The organism is Labrys sp. E2SS-1L, from assembly GCF_057073705.1.
The window spans coordinates 1647244-1673115 of the sequence record NZ_CP172712.1 but is presented as its reverse complement, the minus strand read 5'-3'; the positions used below and the strand labels follow the sequence as shown (position 1 = coordinate 1673115).

General features: G+C 65.7%; 23 protein-coding genes. 6 read left to right on the top strand and 17 right to left on the bottom strand.

Going from position 1 to position 25872, the window contains the following annotated elements; translation table 11 throughout:
- The 6 genes from ACIGJE_RS07650 to ACIGJE_RS07625 form a co-directional block, all read right to left on the bottom strand.
- Complete coding sequence (locus ACIGJE_RS07650) at positions 1-1623, bottom strand: Mur ligase family protein (RefSeq protein ID WP_483679712.1); 1623 nt, start codon at positions 1621-1623, stop codon at positions 1-3.
- Positions 1623-2417 carry an alpha/beta fold hydrolase gene (locus ACIGJE_RS07645; RefSeq protein WP_483679710.1) on the bottom strand — a complete coding sequence of 265 codons (795 nt, stop codon included), beginning with the start codon at positions 2415-2417 and terminating at the stop codon, positions 1623-1625. Before ACIGJE_RS07645 ends, ACIGJE_RS07650 begins: the two co-directional genes overlap by 1 nt.
- A complete protein-coding gene (locus ACIGJE_RS07640; RefSeq protein ID WP_483679708.1) occupies positions 2411-3220 on the bottom strand; it encodes a M15 family metallopeptidase in 810 nt (269 codons plus the stop codon). The genes ACIGJE_RS07645 and ACIGJE_RS07640 overlap by 7 nt, the downstream gene beginning before the upstream one ends.
- A gap of 136 nt (positions 3221-3356) precedes the next feature.
- A complete protein-coding gene (locus ACIGJE_RS07635; RefSeq protein WP_483679706.1) occupies positions 3357-3974 on the bottom strand; it encodes an REP-associated tyrosine transposase in 618 nt (205 codons plus the stop codon).
- A 95-nt stretch (positions 3975-4069) separates the two neighbouring features.
- On the bottom strand, positions 4070-5401 hold the full coding sequence (locus ACIGJE_RS07630; protein WP_367625619.1) for an 8-oxoguanine deaminase: 1332 nt from the start codon (positions 5399-5401) through the stop codon (positions 4070-4072).
- A 283-nt stretch (positions 5402-5684) separates the two neighbouring features.
- Complete coding sequence (locus tag ACIGJE_RS07625) at positions 5685-6908, bottom strand: acyl-CoA dehydrogenase (RefSeq protein WP_311944291.1); 1224 nt, start codon at positions 6906-6908, stop codon at positions 5685-5687.
- Between the two features lie 79 nt (positions 6909-6987).
- Here ACIGJE_RS07625 and cobD point away from each other — a divergent pair, with 79 nt between their 5' ends.
- Complete coding sequence (gene cobD / locus ACIGJE_RS07620; protein WP_367625617.1) at positions 6988-8001, top strand: threonine-phosphate decarboxylase CobD; 1014 nt, start codon at positions 6988-6990, stop codon at positions 7999-8001.
- A 111-nt stretch (positions 8002-8112) separates the two neighbouring features.
- On the opposite strand, the gene ACIGJE_RS07615 is transcribed toward cobD, so the two are convergent.
- Entirely contained in the window at positions 8113-8829 is a 717-nt protein-coding gene (locus ACIGJE_RS07615) for a glutathione S-transferase family protein (protein WP_483679703.1), read from the bottom strand.
- A 101-nt stretch (positions 8830-8930) separates the two neighbouring features.
- Between ACIGJE_RS07615 and ACIGJE_RS07610 the strand changes: the two genes are divergently transcribed.
- From ACIGJE_RS07610 to ACIGJE_RS07600, 3 genes are all read left to right on the top strand, one after another.
- The gene (locus ACIGJE_RS07610) at positions 8931-9830 is read left to right on the top strand and encodes a LysR substrate-binding domain-containing protein (RefSeq protein ID WP_415086683.1); all 900 of its coding nucleotides are present in this window, start codon (positions 8931-8933) and stop codon (positions 9828-9830) included.
- Positions 9831-9907: 77 nt separating this feature from the next.
- A complete protein-coding gene (locus tag ACIGJE_RS07605; RefSeq protein ID WP_415086681.1) occupies positions 9908-10387 on the top strand; it encodes an OsmC family protein in 480 nt (159 codons plus the stop codon).
- 386 nt (positions 10388-10773) lie between these two features.
- The gene (locus ACIGJE_RS07600; protein WP_394315242.1) at positions 10774-12162 is read left to right on the top strand and encodes an aspartate aminotransferase family protein; all 1389 of its coding nucleotides are present in this window, start codon (positions 10774-10776) and stop codon (positions 12160-12162) included.
- A gap of 185 nt (positions 12163-12347) precedes the next feature.
- Here ACIGJE_RS07600 and ACIGJE_RS07595 read toward each other — a convergent pair whose 3' ends face one another.
- The 5 genes from ACIGJE_RS07595 to ACIGJE_RS07575 form a co-directional block, all read right to left on the bottom strand.
- Positions 12348-13244, bottom strand: coding sequence for a carbohydrate kinase family protein (locus ACIGJE_RS07595; protein ID WP_415086679.1), 897 nt, complete (start codon positions 13242-13244; stop codon positions 12348-12350).
- Complete coding sequence (locus ACIGJE_RS07590; protein WP_415086677.1) at positions 13241-14257, bottom strand: SIS domain-containing protein; 1017 nt, start codon at positions 14255-14257, stop codon at positions 13241-13243. The genes ACIGJE_RS07595 and ACIGJE_RS07590 overlap by 4 nt, the downstream gene beginning before the upstream one ends.
- A gap of 4 nt (positions 14258-14261) precedes the next feature.
- A complete protein-coding gene (locus ACIGJE_RS07585) occupies positions 14262-15113 on the bottom strand; it encodes a carbohydrate ABC transporter permease (protein WP_376717770.1) in 852 nt (283 codons plus the stop codon).
- Complete coding sequence (locus ACIGJE_RS07580; RefSeq protein WP_415086729.1) at positions 15113-15994, bottom strand: carbohydrate ABC transporter permease; 882 nt, start codon at positions 15992-15994, stop codon at positions 15113-15115. Before ACIGJE_RS07580 ends, ACIGJE_RS07585 begins: the two co-directional genes overlap by 1 nt.
- Positions 15995-16186: 192 nt before the next feature.
- Positions 16187-17431 carry an extracellular solute-binding protein gene (locus ACIGJE_RS07575; RefSeq protein ID WP_483679700.1) on the bottom strand — a complete coding sequence of 415 codons (1245 nt, stop codon included), beginning with the start codon at positions 17429-17431 and terminating at the stop codon, positions 16187-16189.
- 283 nt (positions 17432-17714) lie between these two features.
- Between ACIGJE_RS07575 and ACIGJE_RS07570 the strand changes: the two genes are divergently transcribed.
- A complete protein-coding gene (locus ACIGJE_RS07570) occupies positions 17715-18929 on the top strand; it encodes an ROK family transcriptional regulator (protein WP_483679698.1) in 1215 nt (404 codons plus the stop codon).
- 265 nt (positions 18930-19194) lie between these two features.
- Here ACIGJE_RS07570 and recF read toward each other — a convergent pair whose 3' ends face one another.
- The 5 genes from recF to trpS all read right to left on the bottom strand — a co-directional run bounded on the left by recF (position 19195) and on the right by trpS (position 23873).
- Positions 19195-20319: a DNA replication/repair protein RecF gene (gene recF, locus ACIGJE_RS07565; protein WP_367625610.1), complete on the bottom strand. Its 1125-nt coding sequence runs from the start codon at positions 20317-20319 to the stop codon at positions 19195-19197.
- Positions 20320-20429: 110 nt separating this feature from the next.
- Positions 20430-21548, bottom strand: a complete 1119-nt coding sequence (gene dnaN / locus ACIGJE_RS07560) for a DNA polymerase III subunit beta (RefSeq protein ID WP_311943906.1) — start codon at positions 21546-21548, stop codon at positions 20430-20432.
- 196 nt (positions 21549-21744) lie between these two features.
- Complete coding sequence (locus tag ACIGJE_RS07555; RefSeq protein ID WP_367625609.1) at positions 21745-21942, bottom strand: hypothetical protein; 198 nt, start codon at positions 21940-21942, stop codon at positions 21745-21747.
- 76 nt (positions 21943-22018) lie between these two features.
- Positions 22019-22639: a glutathione S-transferase family protein gene (locus ACIGJE_RS07550; RefSeq protein ID WP_311943902.1), complete on the bottom strand. Its 621-nt coding sequence runs from the start codon at positions 22637-22639 to the stop codon at positions 22019-22021.
- A gap of 193 nt (positions 22640-22832) precedes the next feature.
- Entirely contained in the window at positions 22833-23873 is a 1041-nt protein-coding gene (gene trpS / locus ACIGJE_RS07545; protein ID WP_311943901.1) for a tryptophan--tRNA ligase, read from the bottom strand.
- Between the two features lie 265 nt (positions 23874-24138).
- Here trpS and ACIGJE_RS07540 point away from each other — a divergent pair, with 265 nt between their 5' ends.
- Positions 24139-25839 carry a saccharopine dehydrogenase family protein gene (locus ACIGJE_RS07540; protein WP_483679695.1) on the top strand — a complete coding sequence of 567 codons (1701 nt, stop codon included), beginning with the start codon at positions 24139-24141 and terminating at the stop codon, positions 25837-25839.
- The last annotated feature ends 33 nt before the right edge of the window (positions 25840-25872 follow it).

Below are 25872 nucleotides of genomic sequence, written 5' to 3'. Positions count from 1 at the left end.
TCACAGCCGCAACTGGCGCTCATAGAGGTCGGGCAGGTCATTTTCGAGCAGCACCACGTCCCCGGCCTTCAGATTGGTGCCCATCCAGGCCTGCGCCGCGGCGAAGCTGGCACATTCCACCACCTGGCCGTCGGGTTTCGCCGCCTTGTAGGCGTCGATGAGGTCGCGGATGCGATCGGGCGCCACGGCCAGCAGAATGTCGACCGTGTCACCGGCCTTGGTGCCGATCTTGCGATGCTCCTCGGCATGGGCAGCGCCTAGTTCGACCATGCCTGGCGTCACCAGGATGCGCCGCCCCTCCCCCGAGACCAGCAAGGGCAGGATCTCCAGGGCCGAGGCGAAGCCCGCCGGATTGGAATTATAGGCATCGTCGATGATGACCGTGCCGTCGGCCTGGCGCTTCACCTCGAGGCGATGGCTGATCTGCGGCGTCGAGCGCATGGCGATTTCGGCCGTCTCGGCGTCGATGTCCATCGCCAGCGCCGTGACGAAGGCAATCGCCATGTTGCTGCCGTGATGCAGGCCGTAGAGCGGAGCGGAGAGCTGGTAGTCCTTGCCCAGATAGGTCAGGGAGACCTTGAGCCCGTCCTTTTCCTGGGTGACGGCATTGATGCGGGCCTCGCTGCCCTCGCCATTGCCGACCAGCACCATCGAGGGGCGGTGTGCATCGGTGAAGTCGCGGGCATCCTTGAAGGCGAGCACGGCATCGTTGATGATCGCCTTGCCGCCCCGCGCGATCGCTGCGGTGGGCAGCTCGAACTTGGTCTTGGCCACGATGTCGAGCGACTTGAAGCGCTCGTAATGGGCGGCGCCGACGGCCGTCACCACCGCGATGTCGGGTGGGGCCAGGCGGCAGAGACGCTCGATCGAGCCCGGGCCATAGGCGCCCATCTCCACCACGAAATGGCGGTGATAGGGCTCCAGGCGTTCGCGCACGATGCGGGCAATGCCCATCGGCGTGTTGACCGAGCCGGGCGTAATCAGCGCCGAGCCGGCGCTTTCGAGCAGATGGCCGAGGATGTGCTTGGTCGAGGTCTTGCCATAGGAGCCGGTGACGCCGACGATGACCGGCGACAGGCGCTTGAGTTTCTCATGCGCCTCGTTCCAGAAGCCCTGCTGGATGCGGTTCTCGCCGGGCTGCAGGATCATTACCGCCGCGACCAGGGCGAAGGGGATCAGCTGGATCAACAGCACGACCCAGACCGGTGCCACGCCGAAGCCGACCCCGACGAGGCCGGTCACCAGGACCAGGGCGAAGGCGACACGCAGGATGCGGGTGGCGCGCTGCGTCATCGCCAGCTTCTTCTTGCCCGTCTGGCGCGGATCGCGCTCCCGCCGTGCCACCACCAGCAGGATCACGGCGATGAACAGCGCGAGCACCAGCACCGGCGAGGGGTAGAGCTTGGCCATCACCGAGAGGAGGACGATGGCAAGGCTCGCCTTGGTATCGACAACCACGTTGTAGAAGAGCCAGTGCAGGAAGCGCCGGCCGTCATATTCCTCCTGCTGGAAGATATGCAGATAGGTCAGGAAGCGCTTCCAGGCGAAAGGGACGAAGGCCACCAACACCAGAGCGGCGGCGAGATGAGCCGAATTCAGCACGGGGGCCAGTGTTTCCAGCATCAAGCCTCCAGCAGCTTGGCAACCGTATGGGCGATCTGGGGGCCGCCATCGGACAGAACGGTGTAATGGTCGAGGCCCGGCAGGATGCTGACGCTGGCGCCCGGGATGAGCCGGCCCATGCGTTCGCTCATCTCCGGCGGGGCCTGGTCGTCGAGCGCGCCGCAGATGATGCGGACGGGAATGCGGATGGCCTTGATGGCTTCGCTCTGGTCCTCGCCGATCACCTTGACGAAAACAGGGCGCATGCCGCCGGCATTGCGATAATCGGCCGAGCCATACTTGGCCTTGCGGGCCGACACATCGACGCCGAGTCTTTCGAGGAGCTTGAGGGCCTTGAAGGTACGCACGCGCAAGAAGATCTTCAACCGGGCCATCAGGCTGCGGATGGGCTTGAGGCCATGCGAGCCCACCAGCACCATGCCGTCGAGGACATCGGGATGACGGGCCGCCAGCCGGAGGCCGACGCGCCCGCCGAAGGAGTGCCCCACCCAGATGCGTTTGCCGCGCGGCAGGGTTCCAAGCCATTCGGCGACGGCATCGGCGTAGTCAGCCGTATCCCAGATGCCGCCATGGCCTGTCTCAGGCGGCACCGGGCTCTGGCCGAAACCGGGAAAGTCGATCAGCGTGTGATGGGCAGCCCGTTCCAGGGAGACCGCCAGGGCCTGGAAGGCCCGATGATCCTGGCCCCAGCCATGGGCCCAGATGACATGCGGAGCCCCGGCTTCGAGCGGCTTGCCCAGCGAGACGATGGCATGGGGAGCGCCCTTGGCGGAGAAAGTCGATTGGATCAGCATAGTCCTTCCGGCAGGTCCGTGGTTCCATACCACGCAGCTTGGGGAACGCCGACCTGTCCTTCATCCTGCAGGGTCAGGATGTGGGCCTGCGTTCCGTAGTCGAAGTGCCAGAATTCGTACGCGTAGTTGGTAAAGCCCACGTTAACCATGGCGTTGACCAGAATGCGGCGATTGACCAGGCGGGCATCGTCGGCGGCGATTTCGCCGTGCTGCAGCAGGCGCTCATAATGGTCGGTATAGGAGCGCTCATGACCTTCGTCGAAGGCCGCGCCATGATCGAGCACGGCGCCACTGGCCGCATCCACCAGCACGACGTCGACGGATCCGCCCGTCGAATGGATCGGCCAAGTGGTCTCGTCCTCGCGATTGAAGCGGCGCGGGTCGGAGACGAAGGTACGGACGATTCCCTCCTGCTCGGCCGCGGAAAGCTCAGGACGCTCGGCCGCCACCTGCTTTTCGAAGAAGGTCCACAGGCCGGCCTGGGTCTCGATCGGCCTGTAGGCGTCGAGCACCTTGAGCCGCAGCCCCAGGCCGGAGACGGCAGCATCGGCCTCGCGCACCAGGCGTGCCACACTGGCGCGGGCCGCCACCGTCTTCACCGCGCCGGCGATCGGCATGAAATAGGGCGCATTGCCACCATCGGTGCGGGCATACCAGGCTTCGGTGAGCAACCCCTCGGTCGCCATGTCGACCAGGGGCTCGTGCCAGCGCGGATCGGCACGGTCGAAGGGGATCCACCGGTACTCGACGGGCGTGCCATTCGGGTCGGGACGGAGGCGCAGGGGAGCGTGGAGATCGGGCATGGCAATCCGGGTGCACGGGCATCTTGCCCGTCCCTTCCTATCCCACAGGCTCAATGGTTCAAGGAGAAAGTTGAACCCTTATGATTTCCCAGGTCGAGGATCGGCAGCCCCAAACCAGAGCGCGCAGGACACTCGTTCAGCACCGAGCGCGTTCAGAAAAAGAAGCGCTCGAATAGCGCCATTGCGCCGGCTCCGCGCAAAGTGCCGCCTTCACCGGATTCTGCTCGATATAGTGGCGGGAATCCTCGAAATGCTTCTCGTTGCGGATCCTACGATCGAAATATTCCTCAAACCACACCTTGCCCGTGCGTTCCAAGATCCTGTTGATCTGCTTGGCGGTGTAGGACTTCCAGCCGTGCACGATGGCCGAAAGCGTATGGCCGCTGAGCGGCGTGATCAGAGCATGGACATGGTTCGGCATCACGCACCAGGCATGCAACCTGTAACGATCGCCATCGTAATGAAGCAGGGCGGTCTCAATGATGGGGCCGATGGCGGCATGGCACAGAAAGGCTTCGCTGAAGCCGGCATCCAGAACGGTTTCCAGGCGCCTTCTGCGTTCGCCCGGCGGAATCGCTTCGGGCCGGGTTTGCAATTCCTCCGCCCATCGTTCGCGGATATGGTGAGGCATGGAATCCGCCAGACGGAAGAAGAGCGCCTGCGGGGTTTCACCAGCTTCCCAATGCGGGAGAAATCCGCGCGAATGCCACTCGCCTCGCGGTTTCAGAGGAGATCGGTTTTGCTCCGCCTCCATGCTTCACTCCGGGTCCATGGGCTTCGTGCCCATTCTTGCACCGTCAAGCTGGCAGGACAGGAAAGAACGGGCAAGATGCCCGTGCACCCGGAGACCTACAAAAACTTCGCGGCCACCCTGCCGTGGGCCTCGCGCAGTGCGCCGAGGTCGACGCCGACGGGCAGGCCGTCCTCGACCCGCCACTGGCCCGCCACCATCACGCGGTCGGCGCGATGGGCACCGCAATGGACCAAAGCGGCGATGGGATGATGAGCGCCGGAGAAGCGCAATTCGTCGAGCGTGTAGAGCGCAAGATCCGCCTCCAGGCCAGCCCTGACAGCGCCGATGTCGTCACGGCCCAGGCACCGGGCCGAGCCTTCGCTGGCCCAGCGCAGGCAATCACGCCAGGACACCGCCTCCGCGCCATGCGAGAGGCGGTTGATCATCAAAGCGTGACGCACGCCTTCCATCAGGTTGGAGGAATCGTTGGAGGCCGAGCCGTCGACGCCGAGGCCGACTGGCGCGCCGGCCTTTTCGAGCAGGCCGGTATGGCAGAAACCAGAGGCAAGCACGGCGTTGGAGGTCGGGCAATGGCAGACGCCGACGCCGTGGCGACCGAGTGTGGTGCAGTCGTCGGCGCTGAAATGGATGCCGTGGGCGAGCCAGGTGCGCGGGCTCATCCAGCCCACTTCGTCCAGCAGTTCGATCGGCCGGCACTTGTAGGTGGCGAGGCAGAAATCGTCCTCGTCATGGGTTTCGGCCAGATGGGTATGCAGGCGGCAGTCGAAGCGCTCGGCGAGGTCGGCCGTCTTGCGCATCAGCTCCTTGGTCACCGAGAAGGGCGAACAGGGCGAGAAGGCGATTTGCGTCATCGCGCCCGGACGGGTGTCGTGATAGGCACCCGCCACCCGCTCGCAATCGGCCAAAATGGTGTCCTCGTCCTGCACCACCGAATCGGGCGGCAAGCCGCCATCCTTCTGCGACAAGTTCATCGAACCGCGCGACACCGTCATGCGGATGCCGAGCTTGCGGGCCTCCTCGACCTCGATGTCGACGGCGTTCTCCAGCCCTTTCGGGAAGACATAGTGATGGTCGGCCGCCGTGGTGCAGCCGGACATCAGGAGCTCGACCAGCGCCAGGCGCACCGACAGGCGGAAGCTGTCGGGATCGAGGCGCGACCAGATCGGATAAAGCGTCTTCAGCCAGGGAAACAACGGCTGGTCGCAGGCGTCTGGATGGGCGCGGGTGAGCGTCTGGTAGAAATGGTGGTGGGTGTTGACCAGGCCGGGCAGCACGACATGGCGCGAGGCATCGAAGACCTTGTCGACGGGCGCACCGGGTTCGCGCCCGGCCGGCACCAGCTCGACGATCTGGCTGCCTTCGACGACAATGCCGCGCTCGGCGCCCTCGGCGAGAATGGCGAGCGGGTCCTTCAGCCACAGGCGCATGATTTTTCCTCGGATGCTGATCTTGGTTGCGCGCATAAGAGCGCGCCCGGCAGCCGAGGCCAAGCTGTATTAAATTGGAAGATGTATCGCAGGAAACCGGGGTGCGACCTTTCGATCGCCACCACAGGGGTGGCAGATCAACAGGCGAGCTGGCTCGACCTTTGTCATTGCCGGGCTTGTCCCGGCAATCCAGCACCCGCGGCATGCTGGATGCCCGGGACAAGCCCGGGCATGGCAAGGATTGCGTTCTTTTCGCTATATCAAGAACGCCGAACGCTCATCCTCAGAAGAAGGCCTGGATGCCGGTCTGGGCGCGGCCGAGGATGAGGGCGTGCACGTCATGCGTGCCCTCATAGGTGTTCACCGTCTCCAGGTTCTGCGCCACGCGCAGCACGTGGAACTCGTCGGCGATGCCGTTGCCGCCATGCATGTCGCGGGCGACGCGGGCGATGTCGAGCGCCTTGCCGCAATTGTTGCGCTTCATCAGGCTGATCGCCGGCGGCGCGGCGGTATGGGCATCGAGCAGGCGCCCGAGTTGCAGCGCGCCGAGCAGGCCGAGCGCGATCTCGGTCTGCATGTCGGCGAGCTTCTTCTGCACGAGCTGCGTCGCTGCCAGGGGCCGGCCGAACTGCTTGCGGTCGAGGGTATACTGGCGAGCACGATGCCAGCAGAACTCGGCGGCGCCCATGGCGCCCCAGGCAATGCCGTAGCGCGCCTTGTTGAGGCAACCGAACGGCCCGGACAGGCCCTTGGCGTTGGGCAGCAGGTTTTCTTCCGGCACCACGGCGCCGTCGAGCACGATTTCGCCGGTGATCGAGGCGCGCAGCGAAAGCTTGCCCTCGATCTTGGGCGTGGAGAAACCCTTGGTGCCGCGCTCGACGATGAAACCGCGGATCACGTCGTCCAGCTTGGCCCAGACCACGGCGATGTCGGCGATCGGCGAATTGGTGATCCACATCTTGGTGCCGTTGAGCTCAAAGCCGCCGGCGACTTTCACCGCGCGGGTCTTCATCGAGCCCGGATCGGAGCCGGCATCCGGCTCGGTGAGGCCGAAACAGCCGACGAGCTCGCCGCTGGCAAGCTTGGGCAGGTACTTCTTGCGCTGCTCCTCGCTGCCATAGGCATGGATCGGGTGCATCACCAGCGAGGACTGCACCGACATGGCCGAGCGATAGCCCGAATCAACCCGCTCCACCTCGCGGGCGACGAGACCATAGGCGACATGGCCGAGGCCGGCGCCGCCATAGGCTTCCGGAATCGTGGCGCCGAGCAGGCCGAGTTCGCCCATCTCCGACATGATGGCGCGATCGAAATCCTCGTCGCGATAGGCCTTGAGCACGCGCGGCATCAGCCTGTCCTGCGCATAGTCGCGGGCGGTGTCGCGGACCAGCCGCTCTTCTTCCGTCAACAGTGATTCGAGATCGAGCGGATCCGACCAGTCGAAGGCTTCGCCAGCCTTTTTGATCGCTTCGCCGGCGTCATGAAGCTTGATCGCAGCGTCCACCATGGCCATACCCTCCAATGAATAAATTTGGCGCGACATTGGTCGCGCCGGTTTCAGGCGTCAAGACAAGAGTGGCAGGCGAATGAGCGCAGTGGAGCATGGCGGCAATCTCGGCGAGGCACGTCGCCTCTTCCCGCAGGCCTCCGGGCCCTGGATCGATCTTTCCACCGGCATCAATCCCTGGCCCTATCCGATCCCGGCGATTCCGGCTGAATCCTGGGCTGCGCTGCCCTCCCCCGACGAAGCCCGCGAATTGGAGGCGGTGGCGGCGCAATGCTACGGTGTGCCCTTCGATGCCTGCGTCGTTGCGACGCCGGGCACGCAGGCCGCCATCCAGTGGCTGCCGCATCTGTTCGCGGCCGGCACAGTGAGCGTGCTGAGCCCGACCTATGCCGAACATGCGCGCAGCTGGGCGCTGGGCGGCCATCACGTACGGGAGGCCCGCCGCTTCGAGGAACTAGCCGGCTCCGAGATCGCCGTCCTGGTCAATCCGAACAATCCCGACGGCAATTTTTTCGGCCGTGAGGAATTGCTGGCGCTCGCTGCCGAGAAATATGCCCGAGGCGGCGCCCTCATCGTCGACGAGGCCTTTGCCGATGTGATGCCGCAGGTGAGCCTGGCCCCCATGGCCGGCACGCAGGGCCTGGTCATGCTGCGCTCCTTCGGCAAATTCTTCGGCCTGGCCGGCATCCGGCTCGGTTTCGTGCTGGCCGAGCCTTCGCTGACCGGCAAGCTGCGCCAGGCCATGGGGGCCTGGGCGGTTTCGGGCGAGGCCATCGCCATCGGCCGCGCCGCGCTCGCCGACATCCTCTGGCAGAACGGCACGCGCACCTCGCTGCGCACGGCGCGCCAGAATCTCGACGAGGATCTGACCAAGGCCGGCGCGGTGATCGGCGGTACCGATCTCTATCGCCTGCTGCAGACTGCGCACGCCCCTGCCCTGTTCCGCCAGCTCGGCCAGGCCGGCATCTGGGTGCGGCGCTTTTCCGCCAATCCGCGCTGGCTGCGCTTCGGCCTGCCGCCCCATGCGGACGCCGAGGCGCGCCTGCGCGCCGTGCTCGCCCGCTACCACAAGAACGGCACCCGCGCGATGTGAGGTATTCCCTGGGACCGCCGGCTTCCAGCCGGCTCTTCCTTCCGGTCGGCGCGATGTTTCCAGGAGCCGACTGGTCTAAGAGCCGGCTGGAAGCCGGCGGTCCCAGGAAGATTATGCCGCCAGTGGCGCTGCTACTCCGCACAACACCTCGTCCAGCGGCAACAGGCCGCGCAGGGCACTGCTGCCGGTGGCGGGGACGCCGTCCTCGATCGCATGGGCGAAGCGCACCGCCGGATCGGCCTCGAGCCTTGCCTTGAGCGCCTGGATCTTCGGGAAAGGCGTGAGATCGAGCGCCTGGTGGAACTCGGCCCAGCGCGCCACACCGATGAAGACCGCATCGGCCAGGGTCGGCCTGTCGCCGACGAGGTAGGGCGAGGAACCGATCATCGCCTCGAGCTGGCGATGGCGGCGGGCGACGAGGTCTCGGCCGAAGGTCTGCAGCGCTTGCCTGTAGGCTTCGCTCCCGCCCTGCATTTCCAGCGCCACCCAGAGCGGCGTGAAGGCGCCCGTGAAGCCTGTGTTCAGGAAGCCGATGAACTGGTGCATGCGATGCGCCTCGGCACTGCCGGGCTCGAAGCTGATGCGGCGTTCGTCGTCGCGCAGTTCGAGCCAGCGGGCGATCGCCATGGTCTCGGTCAGCACGCTGCCGTCCTCGCGGATCAGCACCGGCGTTTCCTGGCGGCCGTTCACCCGGCTATAGGCCTCGGTCAGCATGGCGTCGGGCATGTGCACCCGGGTGGCACGATAGGGCTTGCCGAGCCATTCGAAGGCGGCGACGAGGCCGAGGGAGCTGCCCGCGGGATAGCCGGCTAAGATGATCGGTTCCATAGTCATATCTCCTGTTTGGTGATGATGACTATATGCATGCATGGACTTTGATACTCTAGACTGCCAATTATGGATCTAAAGTCCATGCCGGGAGACTTTCTTTGTCCAACCTCAACGATTTCATCCTGTTCGCCCAGGCCGTCGAGCAGGGCGGCTTTGCCGCCGCCGCGCGGCACCTGGGCCTGCCGAAGTCCACGGTGAGCAAGCGGGTGGCCGAATTGGAGGCGCGGCTCGATGCCAGGCTGCTCCATCGCACCTCGCGCAACTTCGTGCTGACCGATGCCGGCCGGGAGGTATTCGAGCATGCGCGGGCAGCGATGATCGAGGTCGAGGCGGCGGAAAGCGCCGTGCTGGCCCGGCGGGCGGAACCGAGCGGCATCGTCCGCATCACCGCCTCGGTACCCACCGCACAATTCCACCTCGCCGGCCAGCTGCCCAGGCTTGCCGCGGCGCTACCCAAGCTGCAGATCCAACTCCACGTCACCGACCGTTTCGTCGACCTCATCCAGGAAGGCTTCGACATCGCGCTCCGGAGCCATTTCGGGCCGCTCGCCGATTCCGATCTGATGGCCCGCCCCATTCATCGCGAGACGATCGGCCTGGTCGCCGCGCCCGGCTATCTCGCCGCCGCGGGAATGCCGGCCGCGCCGGAAGACCTTGCCGGCCATGACGGCCTCCTCGCCCAGCCGAGGGCGCCGGTGTGGACGCTTTCAGCGGGCGGTCAGATGGCCGAAGTCACGCCCCATGCCCGCTTTTTCGCCGACGAATCAATCGCCTTGCTCGAAGCGGCCAAGGCCGGCCTCGGCATCACGGCCCTGCCCCGCTCGATCAGCGCGGCAGCCGTCGCCGGCGGCCTGGTCGTGCCCGTACTGCCGCAATGGCAGGCGGGCGAGGTGACCACCACGGTGCTGACGACCCACCGGCGCGGGCAATTGCCCGCGGTGCGCGCCGTGGTCGACTTCCTGGCCGGTTCGCTGCGGCCGGCCGGTGCAAGCGATTGACATTCCGCTCCCCGTCCTTGCGACACAGCCCGTCAACAAGGCATCCTCCCGCCACGCAACGACACGAGGAGGAAGGCATGGCTGGGCGCGAACATCGCTACAAGGTCACAATCGTGTGGACCGGCAATGAGGGCGAGGGGACCGCGACCTATCGCGGCTACAGCCGTGCCCACCAGATCCTGGCCGAGGGCAAACCGACGATCGAAGGCTCGTCAGACCCGAGCTTTCGCGGCGATGCCACCCGCTGGAACCCCGAGGACCTGCTGGTCGCCTCGCTCTCGGCCTGCCACAAGCTTTGGTATCTCGGCCTGTGCTCGCAGATGGGCGTCAACGTGCTCTCCTATGAGGATGAGGCCGAGGGCGTGATGGTCGAAGTGGCTGGCGGTGCCGGCCAGTTCGAGAAGGTCACCCTGCGCCCACACATCGTGGTCGCCGCCGGCTCAGACCTGCAGAAGGCGCATGATTTGCACAAGAAGGCCCATGAGATGTGCTTCATCGCCCGCTCGGTGAATTTTCCAGTCGAGCACGATGCGGAGATCGTCCTGGCAGGGGCGTAGAGGCTTTTCGATCGGTTATTTGGGGACGCGTTGGTGGGACGATAGAGCGGACGAAACGTCCATAGATACTAGGTCAAGGCGACTGGCGCGACACCGGCCATCCCTTCGCCCCGTTCTTACGGGGAGAAGGTACGGATGAGGGGCAGCGCGGAACCCACAAAACCAACCAGTGCGTAGCCCCTCACCCTTACCCTCTCCCCGTAAACGGGGCGAGGGGGCTCAAACGCTGAGCCTCATCTCCAGGTCGATCACCTCGCCCCAGTCCTTATCCTAGCGCCTATGGACGTCCCGTCCGCCTCCGCAATCCCTATAACAACGCTTCCCCCTTGACTTCCGCAATTTGTGATCACAAAATTGGGATCACATTTTTCGGGAAAGCACGCATCATGACCTTGCACCAGACCAACCTCACCACAGCGGAACTGCGTGCGATCGATGCCGCACATCATTTGCATCCCTTCACCGACACCAAGGGCCTGAACGCCGAGGGCGCGCGCGTCATCGTCAAGGCCAAGGGCGTGCATCTGTGGGATTCCGAAGGCAACCAGATCATCGACGGGATGTCGGGTCTGTGGAACGTCAATATCGGCTATGGCCGCGAGGAAATCGTCGAGGTGGTGGCGCAGCAGATGCGCGAACTGCCCTTCTACAATACCTTCTTCAAGACCACCCATCTGCCGGCCATCGAGCTGTCGCGCCTGCTGGCGGAGGTGACTCCGCCGCAGTTCAGCCGGGTGTTCTTCACCGGCTCGGGCTCGGAATCCAACGACACCATCATCCGCATGGTACGCCATTACTGGGCGGCCCAGGACAAGCCGGGCAAATCGACCATCATCGCCCGCAAGAACGGCTATCACGGCTCGACCATCGGCGGCGCCTCGCTCGGCGGCATGACGCCGATGCACGCCCAGGGCGGCCTGCCGATCCCCGGCATCGTCCATATCGCCCAGCCCTATTGGTATGCCGAGGGCGGCGACCGCAGCCCGGAGGAATTCGGCCTGTGGGCGGCGCGTGAACTCGAGCGCACCATCGACGAGCTCGGCGCCGACAATATCGCCGCCTTCATCGCCGAACCGATCCAGGGCGCCGGCGCCGTGGTGATCCCGCCCGCCACCTACTGGCCGGAAATCCAGCGCATCTGCCGCGAGCGCGACATCCTGCTGGTCTCGGACGAGGTGATCTGCGGCTTCGGGCGCACCGGCGAATGGTTCGGCTGCGAGTATTTCGGCGTCCAGCCCGACATCATGGCCATGGCCAAGGGCATCTCCTCCGGCTATCTGCCGATCGGCGGCGTGATGGTGACGGAAAAGGTGGCCGAAGTGATCGCCAATGCCGGCGACTTCAACCACGGCTACACCTATTCGGGCCATCCGGCCTGCGCGGCGGCGGCGATCGCCAACATCAAGATCCTGCGCGAAGAGAAGATCGTCGAGCGCGTGAAGGACGACATCGGCCCCTATATGCAGAAGCAGTGGCTGGCGCTGGGCGACCATCCCATGGTGGGCGAAGCCCGCATGGTCGGCCTGATCGGCGCCCTCGAACTGACCCCGAACAAGAAGACCCGCGCCTCCTGGCCGGTGGAGACGGGCACGGTCGGCCTGATCGCCCGCGACTTCTCCTTCCAGCACGGCCTCGTCATGCGCGCCACCCGCGACACGCTGATCATCGCCCCGCCGCTGGTGATCAGCCATGAGGAAGTCGACGCCCTGATCGCCGCCGCCAAGAAGACGCTCGACGACAGCTGGGCCGAGGTGAAGCGCCGGGGGTATGTCTGAGGGCGCGCGATAACACCCCTCATCCGGCTGCCGCCACCTTCTCCCGCAAGGGGAGAAGGGGACTTATTGGACTTGGGATACGGTACTCGGCACCGGGCAGTTAAGCTCGATCTAACCCACTAAAACCCCTTCTCCCCTTGCGGGAGAAGGTCCCGGCAGGGGGATGAGGGGTGGCAACACTGTCCTCACCGATAACGCCGCGGCCGCGTCGAGACCGCCAGAGAGGCGACCGCAACGCCATTCGCCACTGCCTTTTCCAGATCCTCGCTCTCGACCAGGCTGGCGAAATAGCCGGCCGAGAAGGTGTCGCCGGCCCCGATGGTGTCGACGACGTCGACCTTCGGCGCCGCGACGGCGACATGCTCGTCCCCACGCCAGGCCAGGGCGCCCCGGGGCCCGCATTTGATCACCAGGCTGGCGCCGGCCGGCAGCAGCGGGAGGATCTTCCCGGCGGCTGATTCAACCGTATCGGCGCCCGTGAGCCCCTTGGCCTCGATGTCGTTGATCAGGACATGCTCGCAATGGCCGATCCAGGCGTTCACCCGCGCGCGCACCCCATCCGTCCAGCCGCCATCTGGCCAGCCCGTATCGAGGGCCACCCGATAGTTCCGGCGGCGCAGGATGGCGATCAGCTCGTCATAATCGGCGAGCAAGGCCGGTATCACGAAAGGACCGGCCAGCAGGGCCACGCAGCCCTCTCCCGCCACGTCGAGTTGGGCGAGCACATCCTTGAGCCCAAAGGCATGCAGGTGCCCCGTGGTGGTGAAGAAGGTGCGGTCCCCGTCGGGATGGCCGATGCCGACCGAAACCGTGGTCGCCCCCTCGGCCACCGTCCAGCCCTGCGCCCTCACCCCGAAAGGCTCGGCGAGCCAGCGACCGAGCATGTCGTTGCCGCGGCTGGTGATCAGCCGATAGTCGATGCCGAGGGCATCGAGCGCCAGCGCCGTGTTGCCGGCGGCGCCACCGACCCGAAATTCGCTTTCGGGCACGATCACTTCCGTGCCCGGTTGCGGCCAGGGCGCCTGCGGGCCCATTACGAGATCGACATTGACGTTGCCGATCAAAAACAGCGGTTCCCTCATAATTCCGTCGTCACCTTGGTCGAGCGCAGGGGCTCGCCGACATGCTCGACCCGGCCGGCCGCGAAGGTCACCAGAAAGGCCTGCAGCGCCGGCAGCACGGCGAAAATGGCCGCCATGCCCCCCTCGCGCGGCAGGCGGACGGTGACGGCATCGGCGATGTCGGCCTCGCCGGAGAGATCGAACACCACCACCGGCGATCCGGCCGCGCGGCAGGCCGCGGCCAGCCCCGGCGCCAGGCCAGCCGAAGGGCCGGCGGCACGCAGGAGCACGATGCCGCTCGTCGGCGACAGCATCTCCATCGGGCCGTGCCGCAACTGGCCGCCCTCCAGCGCCAGGGCCGGCAGGCGGGCGAGTTCCATCACGCAGAGCGCCCCGGATTCGGCCACGCCCTGCAGCTCGGCCCGGCCGCTGAGGATCAGGGAGGTACAGGCGGCGAGAGCTGATAGCGCGCGCCCGATGTCGGGCCGGACGGGGGCATCGAGCGTTGCGAGCGCCCGTTCCGGCGGCAGGCCCAGCGCCGCAAGCACCGCCAGATGCAGCGCATGGCTGACGAGGAGACTGCGCGTGGCGGCGAAGGCCTTTTCCGAGCCGCCGACACCGACGAGGGCGGGCACGCAGCGACCGAGCGCGCTATCGGCGTCGAGGGTGAGGCCGAAGCGCTCCTGCCGGCCGGCGGGCCGCTCGAGAAAGGCGACGATCTCGCCCGAATTGCCGGATTGGGACACCAGCAGCACGGTGCGCTCGCGGTCGGGCTGCGGCGTGATCAGGAGTTCGGAGACCACCTCGGTCTCGACCTCGATGCCGAGCCGGCGATAGAGCACAGCCGCAGCGCGGTTGACCCAGTGCGAACCACCCATGGCGGCGAGCGTCAGCCGCCCGGTGCGGCGGATGCTGTCCGCCAGCCGCGCCGCCATCGGCCCGGCGCCGTGGAAGGAGGCCAGCGCATCGGCGTGTTGGCGGGCCATTTCGGCCTCGATCATCGCCAGGCCCGTGCCCGGCACGATTGTGCTCATGATATCAACCCTTGACGCTGCCGGCGGTGAGCCCGGCAACCAGTGATTTTTGCAGGATGAAGGCGATCAGGACCGGCGGCAGCGCCGTCAGCAGGCCCGCGGCCGAGACCAGGCCGAAATCCGTGGCGCGGCCGGCGGCGAAATCGGCGATGGTGACGGTGAGGGTCTTGGCGTTCTGGTTGGAGGTGAAGAGCAAGGCGTAGAAGAACTCGTCCCAGGCCAGCAGGATGGCGAACAGGGCCGCGGTGGCGACGCCGGCCCGGGCATAGGGCAGCGTCACCCACCACAGGGTCTGCAGCGTCGAGGCGCCGTCGATCGCCGCCGCGCTTTCGAGTTCGCCGGGCACCGCGTCGAAAGAGGATTTGATGAACCAGGCGGTGAAGGGCGTCAGGATGGAGCAATAGACGATGATCAGGCCCAGGACATTGTTGAGCAGCCCGAGCATCGAGAGCAGGAAATAGAGCGGCAGGATCAGCGCCACGGCGGGTGTCATATAGGTGGCGAGGATGGAGTAGAGCACCACCGAGACGCCGCGATTGCGGTAGCGCGAAAAGGCCCAGCCCGCCGGCACCGCCACCAGCAGCGATAAAGCCGTCGCGCCCAGCGAGCTCAACAGGCTGTTGCGCAGCGCCATCAGGAAGGCCTCGCCCGGGCTGTTGGCCTCGAAGGTGAGCAGGCGGGCATAGCGGCTGAAGTCGACCTGGTGCGGGATGAGCGACAGGGGCTTGGTGGTGAGGTCGGATGGCAGCGAGATGCTCATCACGCCGAGCCAGGCCACCGGCGCCAGCGTCACCACCAGGAACAGGGCGACGCCGCAATACAGGAGGAAAGTTGCGATGGAGCTCCTTTGCATGATCAGGCCTCCTGCCGACGCATCAGCCGGACATAGAAGCCGACGAAGACCATGCAGATCAGCACCACGATGAGGGCGTAGGAGGCGCCTGATCCCACCCGCATGAAGCGGAAGGATTCCTCATAGACGAAGAAGCTCATGGTCTTGGTCGAGCTCGCCGGCCCGCCCCGGGTCATCACATAGAAAATGTCGAAGACTTTCAGCGCCTCGATCGAGCGCAGCACCAGCGCCACCAGCAAGGGCGGCGCGATCACCGGCCAGGTGACGGCCTTGAAGCGCTGCCAGGCATTGGCGCCGTCGAGCGTGGCGGCGCCGTAGAGTTCCAGCGGCGCCGACTGCAGCGCGGCCAGCACGATCAGCGCCACCAGCGGATAGTTCTTCCAGACATCGGCGACGATCACCGCATTCATGGCGCTGCCTTCGCTGCCGAGCCAGCTGCGATAGCTTTCCATCAGCCCGCTCTGGGTCAACACCGCATTGAGCACGCCGAAATCGGGCTGGTAGATCAGACGCCACATCAAGGCGTTGACGATGGTGGGCACGGCCCAGGGCAGCACCAACAGGGCCCGGCAGAAGGTACGGCCACGGAACTTCTCGTTGAGCAGCAGGGCGACCGCGATGCCAAGCAGCGCTTCGGCACTGATCGAAACGACGGTGAAATAGATCGTCCGCCCTGCCGCGGCGAGGAATTCGGAATCGCTGAAGGCAAAGGCGAAGTTTTCCAGCCCGATGAAATGCGCCGCTCCCGGTCCCGCCATCAGGCGGGTATCGGTGAAGGCCAGCCACAGGGTCATCAGGATGGGATAGCCGACTGCCGCAAACACGATGATCAGCATCGGGCCGAGCAGAAGCCATGGTGAGGGCATGCCGACGCGGCCGCTCATCATCAGGCAGATTCCTTCCAGCAAGACGGGAGGGCGTGCCTGCCCCCTTCAGTCGGTATTTGGCTTTTGGACGCCGAAAATAGCGCAACCTTTGTCATTGCCGGGCTTGACCCGGCAATCCAGCCTGCCTTTCCAAGCGAAGTCTGGATGCCCGGGTCAAGCCCGGGCATGACAAAGGTCGCTGTCTCTCCCTCACCGGATGCGCGCGGCATCCTTGACCGCGGCCGCCAGCGCGTCGGCGGGCGAAGCCTTGCCGGCGAGCGCGTTCTGGATCTGCGCCTGCAGGATGGTCGAGAGTTCCTGGTAGGAGGCGACCGTCGGGCGCGGCGTCATCAGGCCGATGGAGACGTCGGCGGCCTTGACCAGGCTCTCCTGGCCCTTGGTGACGGCCGGATCGGTGTAGGATGCCTTCCAGATCGGCAGGCTGAGCTTGGCATACTGGTCCTGCACCGGCTTGGAGGTGAGATAGGCGATATATTTCCAGGCCAGGTCCGGCTTGGTCGAGCCGGCCGTGATGCCGAGCGCCATCGAGCCGTTCACGCCCGAAGCCGTGCTCTTGCCTTCGACGCCGGGAGCCGGCACCACGCCGACCTTGCCGACCACCTTGCTTTCGGCCGGATCATTGGCCTTGGCATACATATAGGTCCAGTTGAGCGCGAAGGCCGCATCCCCCGCCGAGAACACTTTCCGCACGTCCTCTTCCAGATATTCCTTGGAATTGGGGTTGGAGAGGCCGTTCTTGAGGCTGTCGGCCATATAGGTGACGGCATCGAGCGAACCGCCCTTGTCGAAGACCGGCTTGTCCCCGTCGAAGAACTTGCCGCCATAGGCCGCGGTCAGGGTCACGTAATCGCAGATCACCGCCTCGGCCTGCGACCAGCTCCAGACGATGGGATATTGCACCAGGCCCTTGTCCTTGATGATCTTGGCGTCCTTGGCCAGTTCATCCCAGGTCTTGGGCGGCTCCTTGATGCCGGCCTTTTCGAGGATCTCGGTGTTGTAGAATAGATATTTGGTGTCGAGGATCCACGGCATGCCATAGGTCTTGCCGTCATAGTTCACCGTGGCCCAGGCCCCATCGAACACCTTGGAGCGATCGAGATCCTTCAACCGGTCGGTGACATCGACCAGGACACCGTTCTGCGCGAAAGCGGCCGGCCAGATCACGTCGTAGAGCACCACGTCATAGCCGGCACCGCCGGCGGCCTTGGAAGCCACGATCTTGTCGTAGAGGGCTTCATAGGGCACGAATTCGGCATTGACGGTAACGCCGGGATTTTCCTTCTCGAAGGCCGCCGTCATCGCCTTGACGTCGGCGTCGCTATAGGCGGCCTGCGCCATGAACAGGGCATTGAGAGTCTCGGCCGCTGCCGGCGACAATCCCGCCAGGGCCGTCATCGCCAGCCCGGCCAGCACCGATTTGTGAATTCCAGACATTGCAATCATCTCCCGCTTGCAATTCGATCGGCAGCCCGTAGCCGCCCTGCATGGTTCAGGGGCGCGGAGAGTTCTCGATGGCTCCCGATCCTTTTCTGCGACCCGGAAAAATTATTAACTCAATTTGTTTGAATGTAAACATGCTGCCATAGTCGCGAGTGAAATCGGAAAGCGTTTTGCGATTTGACGGATCCGCTGGAATCGCAAAGGCGCGTCGAACCAAAGAGTTAGAGCAAAAATGCGTTCCCATCCGAACGCGTCTTGATCTAGGGAGTGGGCGGACATGGCGAGACGCGAGGCGGACAGGACACCCCAACCGAGCCGGAGCGTTGCGGGGACCAATCTCGAATTCACCCGCTCCCACAACCGGCGTGTCGTGCTCGACACCATACGCCGGCTCGGGCCGGTCTCGCGGGCCGAGATCGCCCGCGAAACCGCCCTGACCAACCAGACGATCTCCAACATCGTCGAGGAGTTGGAGCAGGCCGGCTTTGTCCTGGCTGGCGAACCCAAGCGCGAGGGGCGGGGCCAGCCCTCAATTCCCTATGCCATCAATCCCGAGGGGGCCTGGTCGCTCGGCTTCCATGTCGACCACAGCGCCATCATCGCGGCCCTGGTCGACCTCACCGGCAAGCCGGTTGCGATCCGGGAGATCCCCGCCCAGCGCCCCTCCCCCCGCAGCGCGGCGCCCGCCTTGCGGCGGCTCGCCGACGAACTGATCGAGGAAGCCGGCGTTCCCGCCTCGCGCCTGCTCGGCGCCGGGGTCGCCCTACCGGTGCGCTTCGGGGTCGGCGCCATCACCACCGCCGGTCCGACAACCCTGCCCGGATGGGACGATCCCGATGCCAGGCAGCATATCGCCGAAGCCCTCGAACAGCCCGTGCAGATCGAAAACGATGCCATGGCGGCGGCGATCGGCGAACGCCTGCATGGCGTCGCCCGCGCGATCGACAGCTTCGTCTTCCTGTTCCTGGACGAGGGGCTCGGCGCCGGCGTCTTCCTCGGCGGGCAGCCCTGGCGCGGGGCCTCGCTCAATGCCGGCGAGATCGGCCACATGATCGTGGCGCCGAACGGCAAGCCCTGCCCCTGCGGCAATCGCGGCTGCCTGGAACGTTATCTCTCTTTGAGCGCGGCTCAGGAATTCCTCGCCGATCAGCCCGGCGCCCCTGCTCTTTCCGAACTGGACGGCGCGCTATCCGCCCCCGTCGAGCGCTGGGTGACGGAGGCCGCACCCTATCTTGCCGGCGCCGTCAACATCCTGGAATCGACCCTGGACCCGGAGACCATCCTGCTCGGCGGGCTGGCGCCGGCCGGCGTGCTGGCCAGCCTGATCGAAAAGGCCATGCCGCTGCCGATGTCGGTGGGCTCGCGCAGCGGCCGCAGCCTGCCCCGCCTGATGGCCGGCTCGGTGGGGCATCATACCGTGGTGCTCGGCGCCGCCTCGCTGCCGATCTTCGACGAAATCAATCCCCGCTTCGACGTGCTGCTGAAGCATTGAGCTTCGAGATCGCGAAAGAACGGACTCTTCCGAGGACGGCGCTGCCCCTCACCTTACCTCTCCCCGTAAGAACGGGGCGAGGAGACTTTGACCTCAAGTTTTATGTCGGAAATCTTTCATCTCGCTCAACGGTAGGGCGAGATGAAAGCTCCGACGACCAATCGCAACGATTGCGCCCCCTCGCCCCGTTCTTACGGGGAGAGGATGGAGGTGAGGGGCTACTCCACCAGCCGGATTTCCCCTCTGATCCCCCTCGCCCGAAACCTCAGCCCTCGACCCGGCCCGGCGTGACGCGATAGACCGCGGCCCTGCCGGCGATCGCCTCGAAGGCGGAGGGATCGGCGCCGGTCAGCCAGACCTGGGCGCCGAAACTTTCGAGCCGGTCATAGAGGGCCGCCCGCCGCATCGGGTCGAGATGGGCGGCGACCTCGTCGAGCAGGACGATCGGCGTCATGCCGGCGAGACGGGCGACCAGCCTGGCATGCGCCAGCACCAGGCCGAGCAGCAGGGCCTTCTGCTCGCCGGTGGAGGCGCGCTCGGCCGCGATGCCCTTGGGGCCGTGCACGACGAGAAGATCGGTCAGATGCGGCCCGTCGAGCGTGCGGCCGGCCGCCCTGTCCCGGGCGCGGCCTTCACGCAGGGTCTGGCGATAGCGCTCCTCCACGGCCAGCGCCGGCTCGTCCAGCACGGCATTCTCGATGGCGCCGTCGAGGGCGATGCGCGCATGGGGGAAGGGAGAGGCGGGATCGATCTCCTCCTCGATCAGGCCGGCGAGACGACGCACCGTATCGGCGCGCGACGCTGCCACCGCGATGGCGAGATCGGCGACCTCATGCTCGGCAGCATCGAGCCAGCGCTGGTCGGCGCGCGGATCCTCCAGCAGCCGGTTGCGCGAGCGTAGCGCGCGTTCGAGCGCATTGACCCGGGTGCCATGGCCGGCATCGACGGCCAGCACCAGCCGGTCGAGAAAGCGGCGCCGCTCGCCGGCCGAGCCGGAGAACAGCCCGTCCATCGAGGGCGTCAGCCAGACGAGGCGCAGATGGTCGGCAAAGCTCGTGGCCGAGGAAACCGGCTGGCGGTCGACACGATATTTGCGCGGCCCGCTGTCGGGGCCTTCCAGCCCGGTGCCGAGATGCGCGAGGCCAAGCGCACCCTCGACTTCGGCGGCGACGGCGAAGCTGCCGGGCCCGTCCTCGCTGGCCATGTCCTCGAGATCCGCCCGGCGCAAGCCCTTGCCCTGGGTGAACAGCGAGATGGCCTCGAGCACATTGGTCTTGCCGGCGCCGTTCTGCCCGGTCAGCACCACCATGCCGGCATCCACGGCGAGATCGAGCCGCGGATAGGACCGGAACGAGGTGAGGATCAGGCGGGTGATGCGGGGCGAGATCATTTTTGGAGCGCGGACATCACAGCGACATGCAGACATGTCGCGATGTCCGCTCTTCCTCTCAATCTAACGCATCGTTTCCAGGATGCGGACAAGATGTCCGCGCTCCGAGCTTACACCCGCATCGGCATCAGGACGTAGAGCGCGGCCGCACCTTCGCGGTCCTGCACCAGGGTCGGCGAGCCCGGATCGGCGAATTTCAACAAGGCGGTATCGCCGTCGAGCTGCGCGGCGATGTCGAGGAGATAGCGCGAGTTGAAGCCGATATCGAGCGGCGTGGAATCATAATCGACCTCGATCTCCTCGGTCGCCGTGCCGGAATCGGGATTGGTGACGGTGAGGACGAGGCGCCTGTCGGCCAGCGACAGCTTCACGGCGCGGCCGCGCTCGGAGGAGATGGTCGAGACGCGGTCGACGGCGGCGGTGAAGTCGGCGCGCTCGACGATCAGCGCCTTGTCGTTGCCGGTCGGAATGACGCGGGCGTAATCGGGGAAGGTGCCGTCGATCAGCTTGGAGGTCAGCACCACCGGGCCGATGGTGAAGCGGACCTTGGCCTGGGACAGCTCGACCGAGACGATGGCCTCGGCATCCTCCATCAGCTTCTGGATCTCGCCCACCGCCTTGCGCGGCAGGATCACGCCCGGCATGCCGTTGGAACCCTCGGGCGCCGGCAGTTCGACGCGGGCGAGGCGATGGCCGTCGGTCGCCACGGCGCGGATGCGGGTCTCGCCCTCGACATCCAGCGTGTGCAGATAGATGCCGTTGAGATAATAGCGCGTCTCCTCGGTGGAGATCGCGAACTGGGTCTTCTCGATCAGCTTGCGCAGATCGGCGGCCTTGAGCTGGAAATTATGCGGAAACTCGCCCGCCGCCAGGTCCGGAAAATCGGAAGGCGGCAGCGTCTGCAAGGTGAAGCGCGAGCGGCCGGAACGCACGATCAGCTGGGTCGCCTCGCCGCCGCCTTCCAGCGAGACCTGAGCCCCGTCGGGCAGCTTGCGGACGATGTCGTAGAGGGTATGTGCCGGCACCGTGGTGGCGCCGTCCATGGTGACGTCGGCAGGAGAGGACTCCACCACCTCCAGATCGAGGTCGGTCGCTTTCAGGAGCAGGCTGGCGCCCTGAGCCTCGATCAGCACGTTGGACAGGATCGGAATGGTGTTGCGCCGCTCGACGACGCGGTGGACGTGGCCCAGCGATTTGAGAAGGGCAGTCCGTTCGAGCGTAACCTTCATGGAGTGCGTCCTGGCATAGCGACCCGCAAGCGGACCGAGCTGCCGCAAACGGTGGAAAAAGGGCGAAGACCATGCAATTTGCTCGGGCGAAAGGCAAGCCATCCCGCAGCTTTTTCAGGGTTTTCCCGAACATGTCGGATGTGTGCCTGTCACGATGCGTCGCGCAGGCAAGCCGCCTTCAAGGCGGAGCCGTTCCTTACAATGTCGGCACGGGCTCCATCAGCACCACGACGCGTTGCAGGATGGCGAGCACCGCGATGAGGATGATCAGAATACGCAGGATCTGCTTGAAGCGTCCGTCCATGGGCAGGCGGTCGATCACATACATCAACAGCCAGCAGACGAGACCGATGACGACGATACCGATCAGCAGCGAGATCACACCAGACAGCATGCACACATTCCCCGAGCGACCATGACAACCATGGTCGGCTCGGTAACGCGGATGTCGGCCCGGAGGTTCCCGCTCGTCAGGTCAGCGGGATCATCACAGCCTTGCGATAGGCCGGGCGCTCGGTCAGGCGCTCGTACCAGGCGGCCAGATGGGGCAGGTCCGGCCGCTCGATCGGCATATTGAACCAGCCATAGGCGAGGCAGCCGAGCGGTATGTCGCCGATGCCGAATTTGTCGCCCGACAGATAGGGCTGGCCGGCCAGCGCCTTGTCGGCGATGGCCAGCAGCCTGCTGCAGCTGTCGAGGCCCCGGGAGAGCTCGGTCTCCACCCGGTCCTGGGCGGTACGACGCACGACGTTCCAGAACACATCACGGAAGGGACCGGCGATGGTGGAGGTCGTCCAGTCCATCCAGCGTTCGGCCGAAGCCTTGGCCTGGCGCGTTGCCGGCACCAGCCGGCGCTCGGCATCGCCTTCGGCCAGATACCGCACGATGGCATTGGATTCCCACAGCACGAAGCCGTCATCCTCGATGCAAGGCACCAACCCGTTGGGATTGAGAGCGCGGTAGGCAGGGTCGTTGACCACCCCGAAAGCACCGCCCGCATCGATGCGCTCATAAGTGAGCCCGAGTTCCTCGACGCACCACAGCACCTTCTTCACATTGGAGGAATTGGTGCGGCCCCAGATCTTCAGCATGTCGGTTCCTTCCCACAGCACATTGAGGTTCACCCCGCCCGACCTTTGTCATTGCCGGGCTGACCCGGCAATCCAGCTCTTCCCGCCCTACATCAAAGACGGGCCCCCTGGATGCCCGGGTCAAGCCCCGGGCATGACAAAGCAAGCGCCTGAGTTATTTCCGAACGAGGCTCGGTTCTTTCCTGACGCCGCCTCACTTCGCCCGGATGAAGCCGACGATGTCCTTCACCGAGGCCATGATCGGGGCGGCGATCGCCCGGGCCCGGTCCGAGCCCTCGGCCAGCACCGCGTCGATATGGCCGGGATCGGCCATCAGGCGCTTCATCTCGGCGGTGATCGGCGAGATCTTGGCGACGGTGAGATCGGCGAGCGCCGTCTTGAAGGTGGAGAACTGGCCGCCGCCGAACTCGGCGAGAACCTCCGCCACCGTCCGCCCCGACAGGGCCGCGAAGATCGAGACCAGGTTGTCGGCCTCGGGGCGTCCCTTCAGCCCCTCCTCCTCACCAGGCAGCGGCTCGGGATCGGTGCGGGCCTTGCGGATCTTGGCGGCGATCGTATCGGCATCGTCGGTCATGTTGATGCGCGACAGGTCGGAGGGATCCGATTTCGACATCTTCTTGGAACCGTCGCGCAGGCTCATCACGCGGGTGGCCGCGCCCTGGATCAGGGGTTCGGGCAGCGGGAAGAAGCCGCCATTGAAACCGTTGGCAGCAATGGAATCGCCGAAATCATTGTTGAACTTCGCCGCGATGTCGCGGGCGAGTTCCAGATGCTGCTTCTGGTCCTCGCCGACGGGCACATGGGTGGCACGATAGACCAGGATGTCGGCTGCCATCAGCGTGGGATAGGCGAACAGGCCCACCGAGGCCGCCTCCTTGTCCTTGCCGGCCTTCTCCTTGAACTGGGTCATGCGGTTGAGCCAGCCCATGCGCGCCACGCAATTGAACACCCAGGCGAGTTCGGCATGCTCGGCCACCTGGCTCTGGTTGAAGACGATATGGGCCTTCGGGTCGATGCCCGCGGCCAGGAAGGCGGCGGTGACCTCGCGGATGGCACTCGCCAGGCTCTTGGGATCCTGCCACAACGTGATGGCATGCTGATCCACCACGCAATAGATGCATTGATGGCTCTTCTGCATCTCGACGAAGCGCTGGATCGCGCCGAGATAATTGCCCAGATGCAGGTTGCCGGTCGGCTGAACGCCCGAAAAGACGCGCTCCACGAACTTCGTCATGGCGAGAGGATTCCATATTGTCCGAGCAGCTTGTTCTTGATCGAGCCACGGGCGCGATCAAGAACAAGCTGAAAGATATCGAAAATGTGCACGATTTTCCGGCAAAGCCCACCCGCGGGTCTCGCCGGAAAATCGTGCTCAGGCTAGCGCTTATGGCGGGCGACGGCGCAAGACGCAAGTGCGGCCATCCGCTCCGGCACCGGTGCGAGGCTCCATCTTGCCGGTTCCGGTCGCTCCCTGTACGCATGCGGGGCTGGAGTAGCCCGTGACCGCATCCCCATCCTCCCTGCGCGTGCTGATCGTCGGCGGCTACGGCATCTTTGGCGGGCGGCTGGCGGAATTGCTGGCCGACGAACCCCGCCTCACCCTCATCATCGCGGGCCGCTCTCTCGCCAAGGCGGAATTCTTCTGCGCCAGCCGTCCGGTGCGGGCCCGCCTGTTTCCGGCTGAGTTCGATCGCGACCGGCCGCTCGAGCCGCGATTGCAGGCCCTGAAGCCCGACATCGTCGTCGATGCCAGCGGCCCCTTCCAGGGCTACGGCAAACAGCCCTATCGCCTGGTCGAGGCCACGATCGCCCATGGGGCCGACTATTTCGATTTCTCGGACGGGGCCGCGTTCGTGCGCGGCATCGCCAGCCTCGATGCGGCGGCCCGGCAGCGCGGCGTCGCCATCCTGTCGGGCGTAAGCAGCTTTCCTGTCCTGACCGCAGCAATCGTCAGGCATCTCGCCGGTGCCTTCTCGCGCATCGACATCATCCGCGCCGGTATCGCCCCCTCGCCGCATGCGGTCGTCGGCGAGAACGTGCTCAAGGCCATCGCGGGCTATGCCGGCCAGGCCGTGCCGGCCCGGCGGCAGGGCCAGACCCTGCTGGTGCATCCCCTCACCGAAACCCGCCGCTTCACCATCGCCCCGCCTGGAAAGTTGCCGCTGCCGAACACGCTGTTCTCCCTGGTGGAGGTACCCGACCTCCTGCTGCTCTCCGACCTGTGGCCAAGCGTGCGCTCGGTCTGGGTCGGCGCCGGGCCGCGCCCGGAGATCCTGCATCGCTGCCTGATCGGGCTGAGCCTGCTGGTGCGCTGGAAAATGCTGCCCTCCCTCGCGCCCCTCGCCGGCCTGTTTCACAGGGTGAACCGCATCCTGCGCTGGGGCGCCCATCGCGGTGGCATGATCGTCGAGGTCGAGGGCGCAGGGCATCGCGGGGAAAGGCTGGTCCGCAGCTGGCATCTGAACGCCGAGGGCGACGATGGACCCTATATTCCGGCGATGGCGATCGAAGCCCTGATCCGCCAGCGCCTCGAAGGCATCAGGCCGGAACCGGGCGCCCGTCCCGCAACGGGAGCGCTCGCCTTGGCCGACTATGATCACGTCTTTGACGGCCGGCCCTTCGCCCATGGCACGCGTGAGGTCACGGCCGAGGCGAGCCTGCCGCTTTACCCGGGCATTCTGGGCTCGGCCTATGCGAGCCTGCCACCGGCCATCCAGGCGTTGCATCGGCACGAAACCAGCCATGCGGTCACCGGCCGTGCCAGCGTCGAGCGCGGCAAGGGGTTGTTGTCGCGGCTGGTGGGCGCTCTCGTCGGCTTCCCCCAGGCCGGTGCGGATATTCCGGTGCGCGTATCGTTCGAAATCCAGAACAAGCAGGAAGTCTGGACGCGGGACTTTGCCGGGCGCCGCTTCCGTTCGGTCCAGACCGCCGGCCGCGGCCGCAATGCCGGCCTGGTCGACGAGCGCTTCGGACCTTTCAGCTTCGGGCTGGCCCTCCTCGCCGAAGACGGCAGGCTCAAGCTCGTCGTACGCAACTGGCGCTTCCTCGGCCTGAGACTGCCGCGTTTCCTCGCCCCCTCCGGCGACAGTTTCGAGAGCGCCGAGGACGGGCGATTCAACTTCCATGTCGAGATCGCCCATCCCCTGTTCGGCCTGATCGTGCGCTACAAGGGCTGGCTGGTGGCGGAGCCCCGGAGCTGAGGGGAGGCAAAGCGCGGTTTCCGATCGGACAAT

Excerpts from the sequence above, each read along its gene's own strand:
- cobD (WP_367625617.1), top strand. The coding sequence starts at position 6,988 with ATGAGCGCAGTGGAGCATGGCGGCAATCTCGGCGAGGCACGTCGCCTC.
- ACIGJE_RS07630 (WP_367625619.1), bottom strand. The coding sequence starts at position 5,401 with ATGCGCCTGTGGCTGAAGGACCCGCTCGCCATTCTCGCCGAGGGCGCC.
- ACIGJE_RS07590 (WP_415086677.1), bottom strand. The coding sequence starts at position 14,257 with ATGAGCACAATCGTGCCGGGCACGGGCCTGGCGATGATCGAGGCCGAA.
- ACIGJE_RS07600 (WP_394315242.1), top strand. The coding sequence starts at position 10,774 with ATGACCTTGCACCAGACCAACCTCACCACAGCGGAACTGCGTGCGATC.
- dnaN (WP_311943906.1), bottom strand. The coding sequence starts at position 21,548 with ATGAAGGTTACGCTCGAACGGACTGCCCTTCTCAAATCGCTGGGCCAC.
- ACIGJE_RS07580 (WP_415086729.1), bottom strand. The coding sequence starts at position 15,994 with ATGAGCGGCCGCGTCGGCATGCCCTCACCATGGCTTCTGCTCGGCCCG.
- ACIGJE_RS07570 (WP_483679698.1), top strand. The coding sequence starts at position 17,715 with ATGGCGAGACGCGAGGCGGACAGGACACCCCAACCGAGCCGGAGCGTT.
- ACIGJE_RS07615 (WP_483679703.1), bottom strand. The coding sequence starts at position 8,829 with ATGGAACCGATCATCTTAGCCGGCTATCCCGCGGGCAGCTCCCTCGGC.
- ACIGJE_RS07625 (WP_311944291.1), bottom strand. The coding sequence starts at position 6,908 with ATGGTGGACGCTGCGATCAAGCTTCATGACGCCGGCGAAGCGATCAAA.
- ACIGJE_RS07550 (WP_311943902.1), bottom strand. The coding sequence starts at position 22,639 with ATGCTGAAGATCTGGGGCCGCACCAATTCCTCCAATGTGAAGAAGGTG.
- ACIGJE_RS07605 (WP_415086681.1), top strand. The coding sequence starts at position 9,908 with ATGGCTGGGCGCGAACATCGCTACAAGGTCACAATCGTGTGGACCGGC.
- ACIGJE_RS07555 (WP_367625609.1), bottom strand. The coding sequence starts at position 21,942 with ATGCTGTCTGGTGTGATCTCGCTGCTGATCGGTATCGTCGTCATCGGT.
- ACIGJE_RS07595 (WP_415086679.1), bottom strand. The coding sequence starts at position 13,244 with ATGAGGGAACCGCTGTTTTTGATCGGCAACGTCAATGTCGATCTCGTA.
- ACIGJE_RS07640 (WP_483679708.1), bottom strand. The coding sequence starts at position 3,220 with ATGCCCGATCTCCACGCTCCCCTGCGCCTCCGTCCCGACCCGAATGGC.
- ACIGJE_RS07650 (WP_483679712.1), bottom strand. The coding sequence starts at position 1,623 with ATGCTGGAAACACTGGCCCCCGTGCTGAATTCGGCTCATCTCGCCGCC.
- ACIGJE_RS07645 (WP_483679710.1), bottom strand. The coding sequence starts at position 2,417 with ATGCTGATCCAATCGACTTTCTCCGCCAAGGGCGCTCCCCATGCCATC.
- trpS (WP_311943901.1), bottom strand. The coding sequence starts at position 23,873 with ATGACGAAGTTCGTGGAGCGCGTCTTTTCGGGCGTTCAGCCGACCGGC.
- ACIGJE_RS07575 (WP_483679700.1), bottom strand. The coding sequence starts at position 17,431 with ATGTCTGGAATTCACAAATCGGTGCTGGCCGGGCTGGCGATGACGGCC.
- recF (WP_367625610.1), bottom strand. The coding sequence starts at position 20,319 with ATGATCTCGCCCCGCATCACCCGCCTGATCCTCACCTCGTTCCGGTCC.
- ACIGJE_RS07635 (WP_483679706.1), bottom strand. The coding sequence starts at position 3,974 with ATGGAGGCGGAGCAAAACCGATCTCCTCTGAAACCGCGAGGCGAGTGG.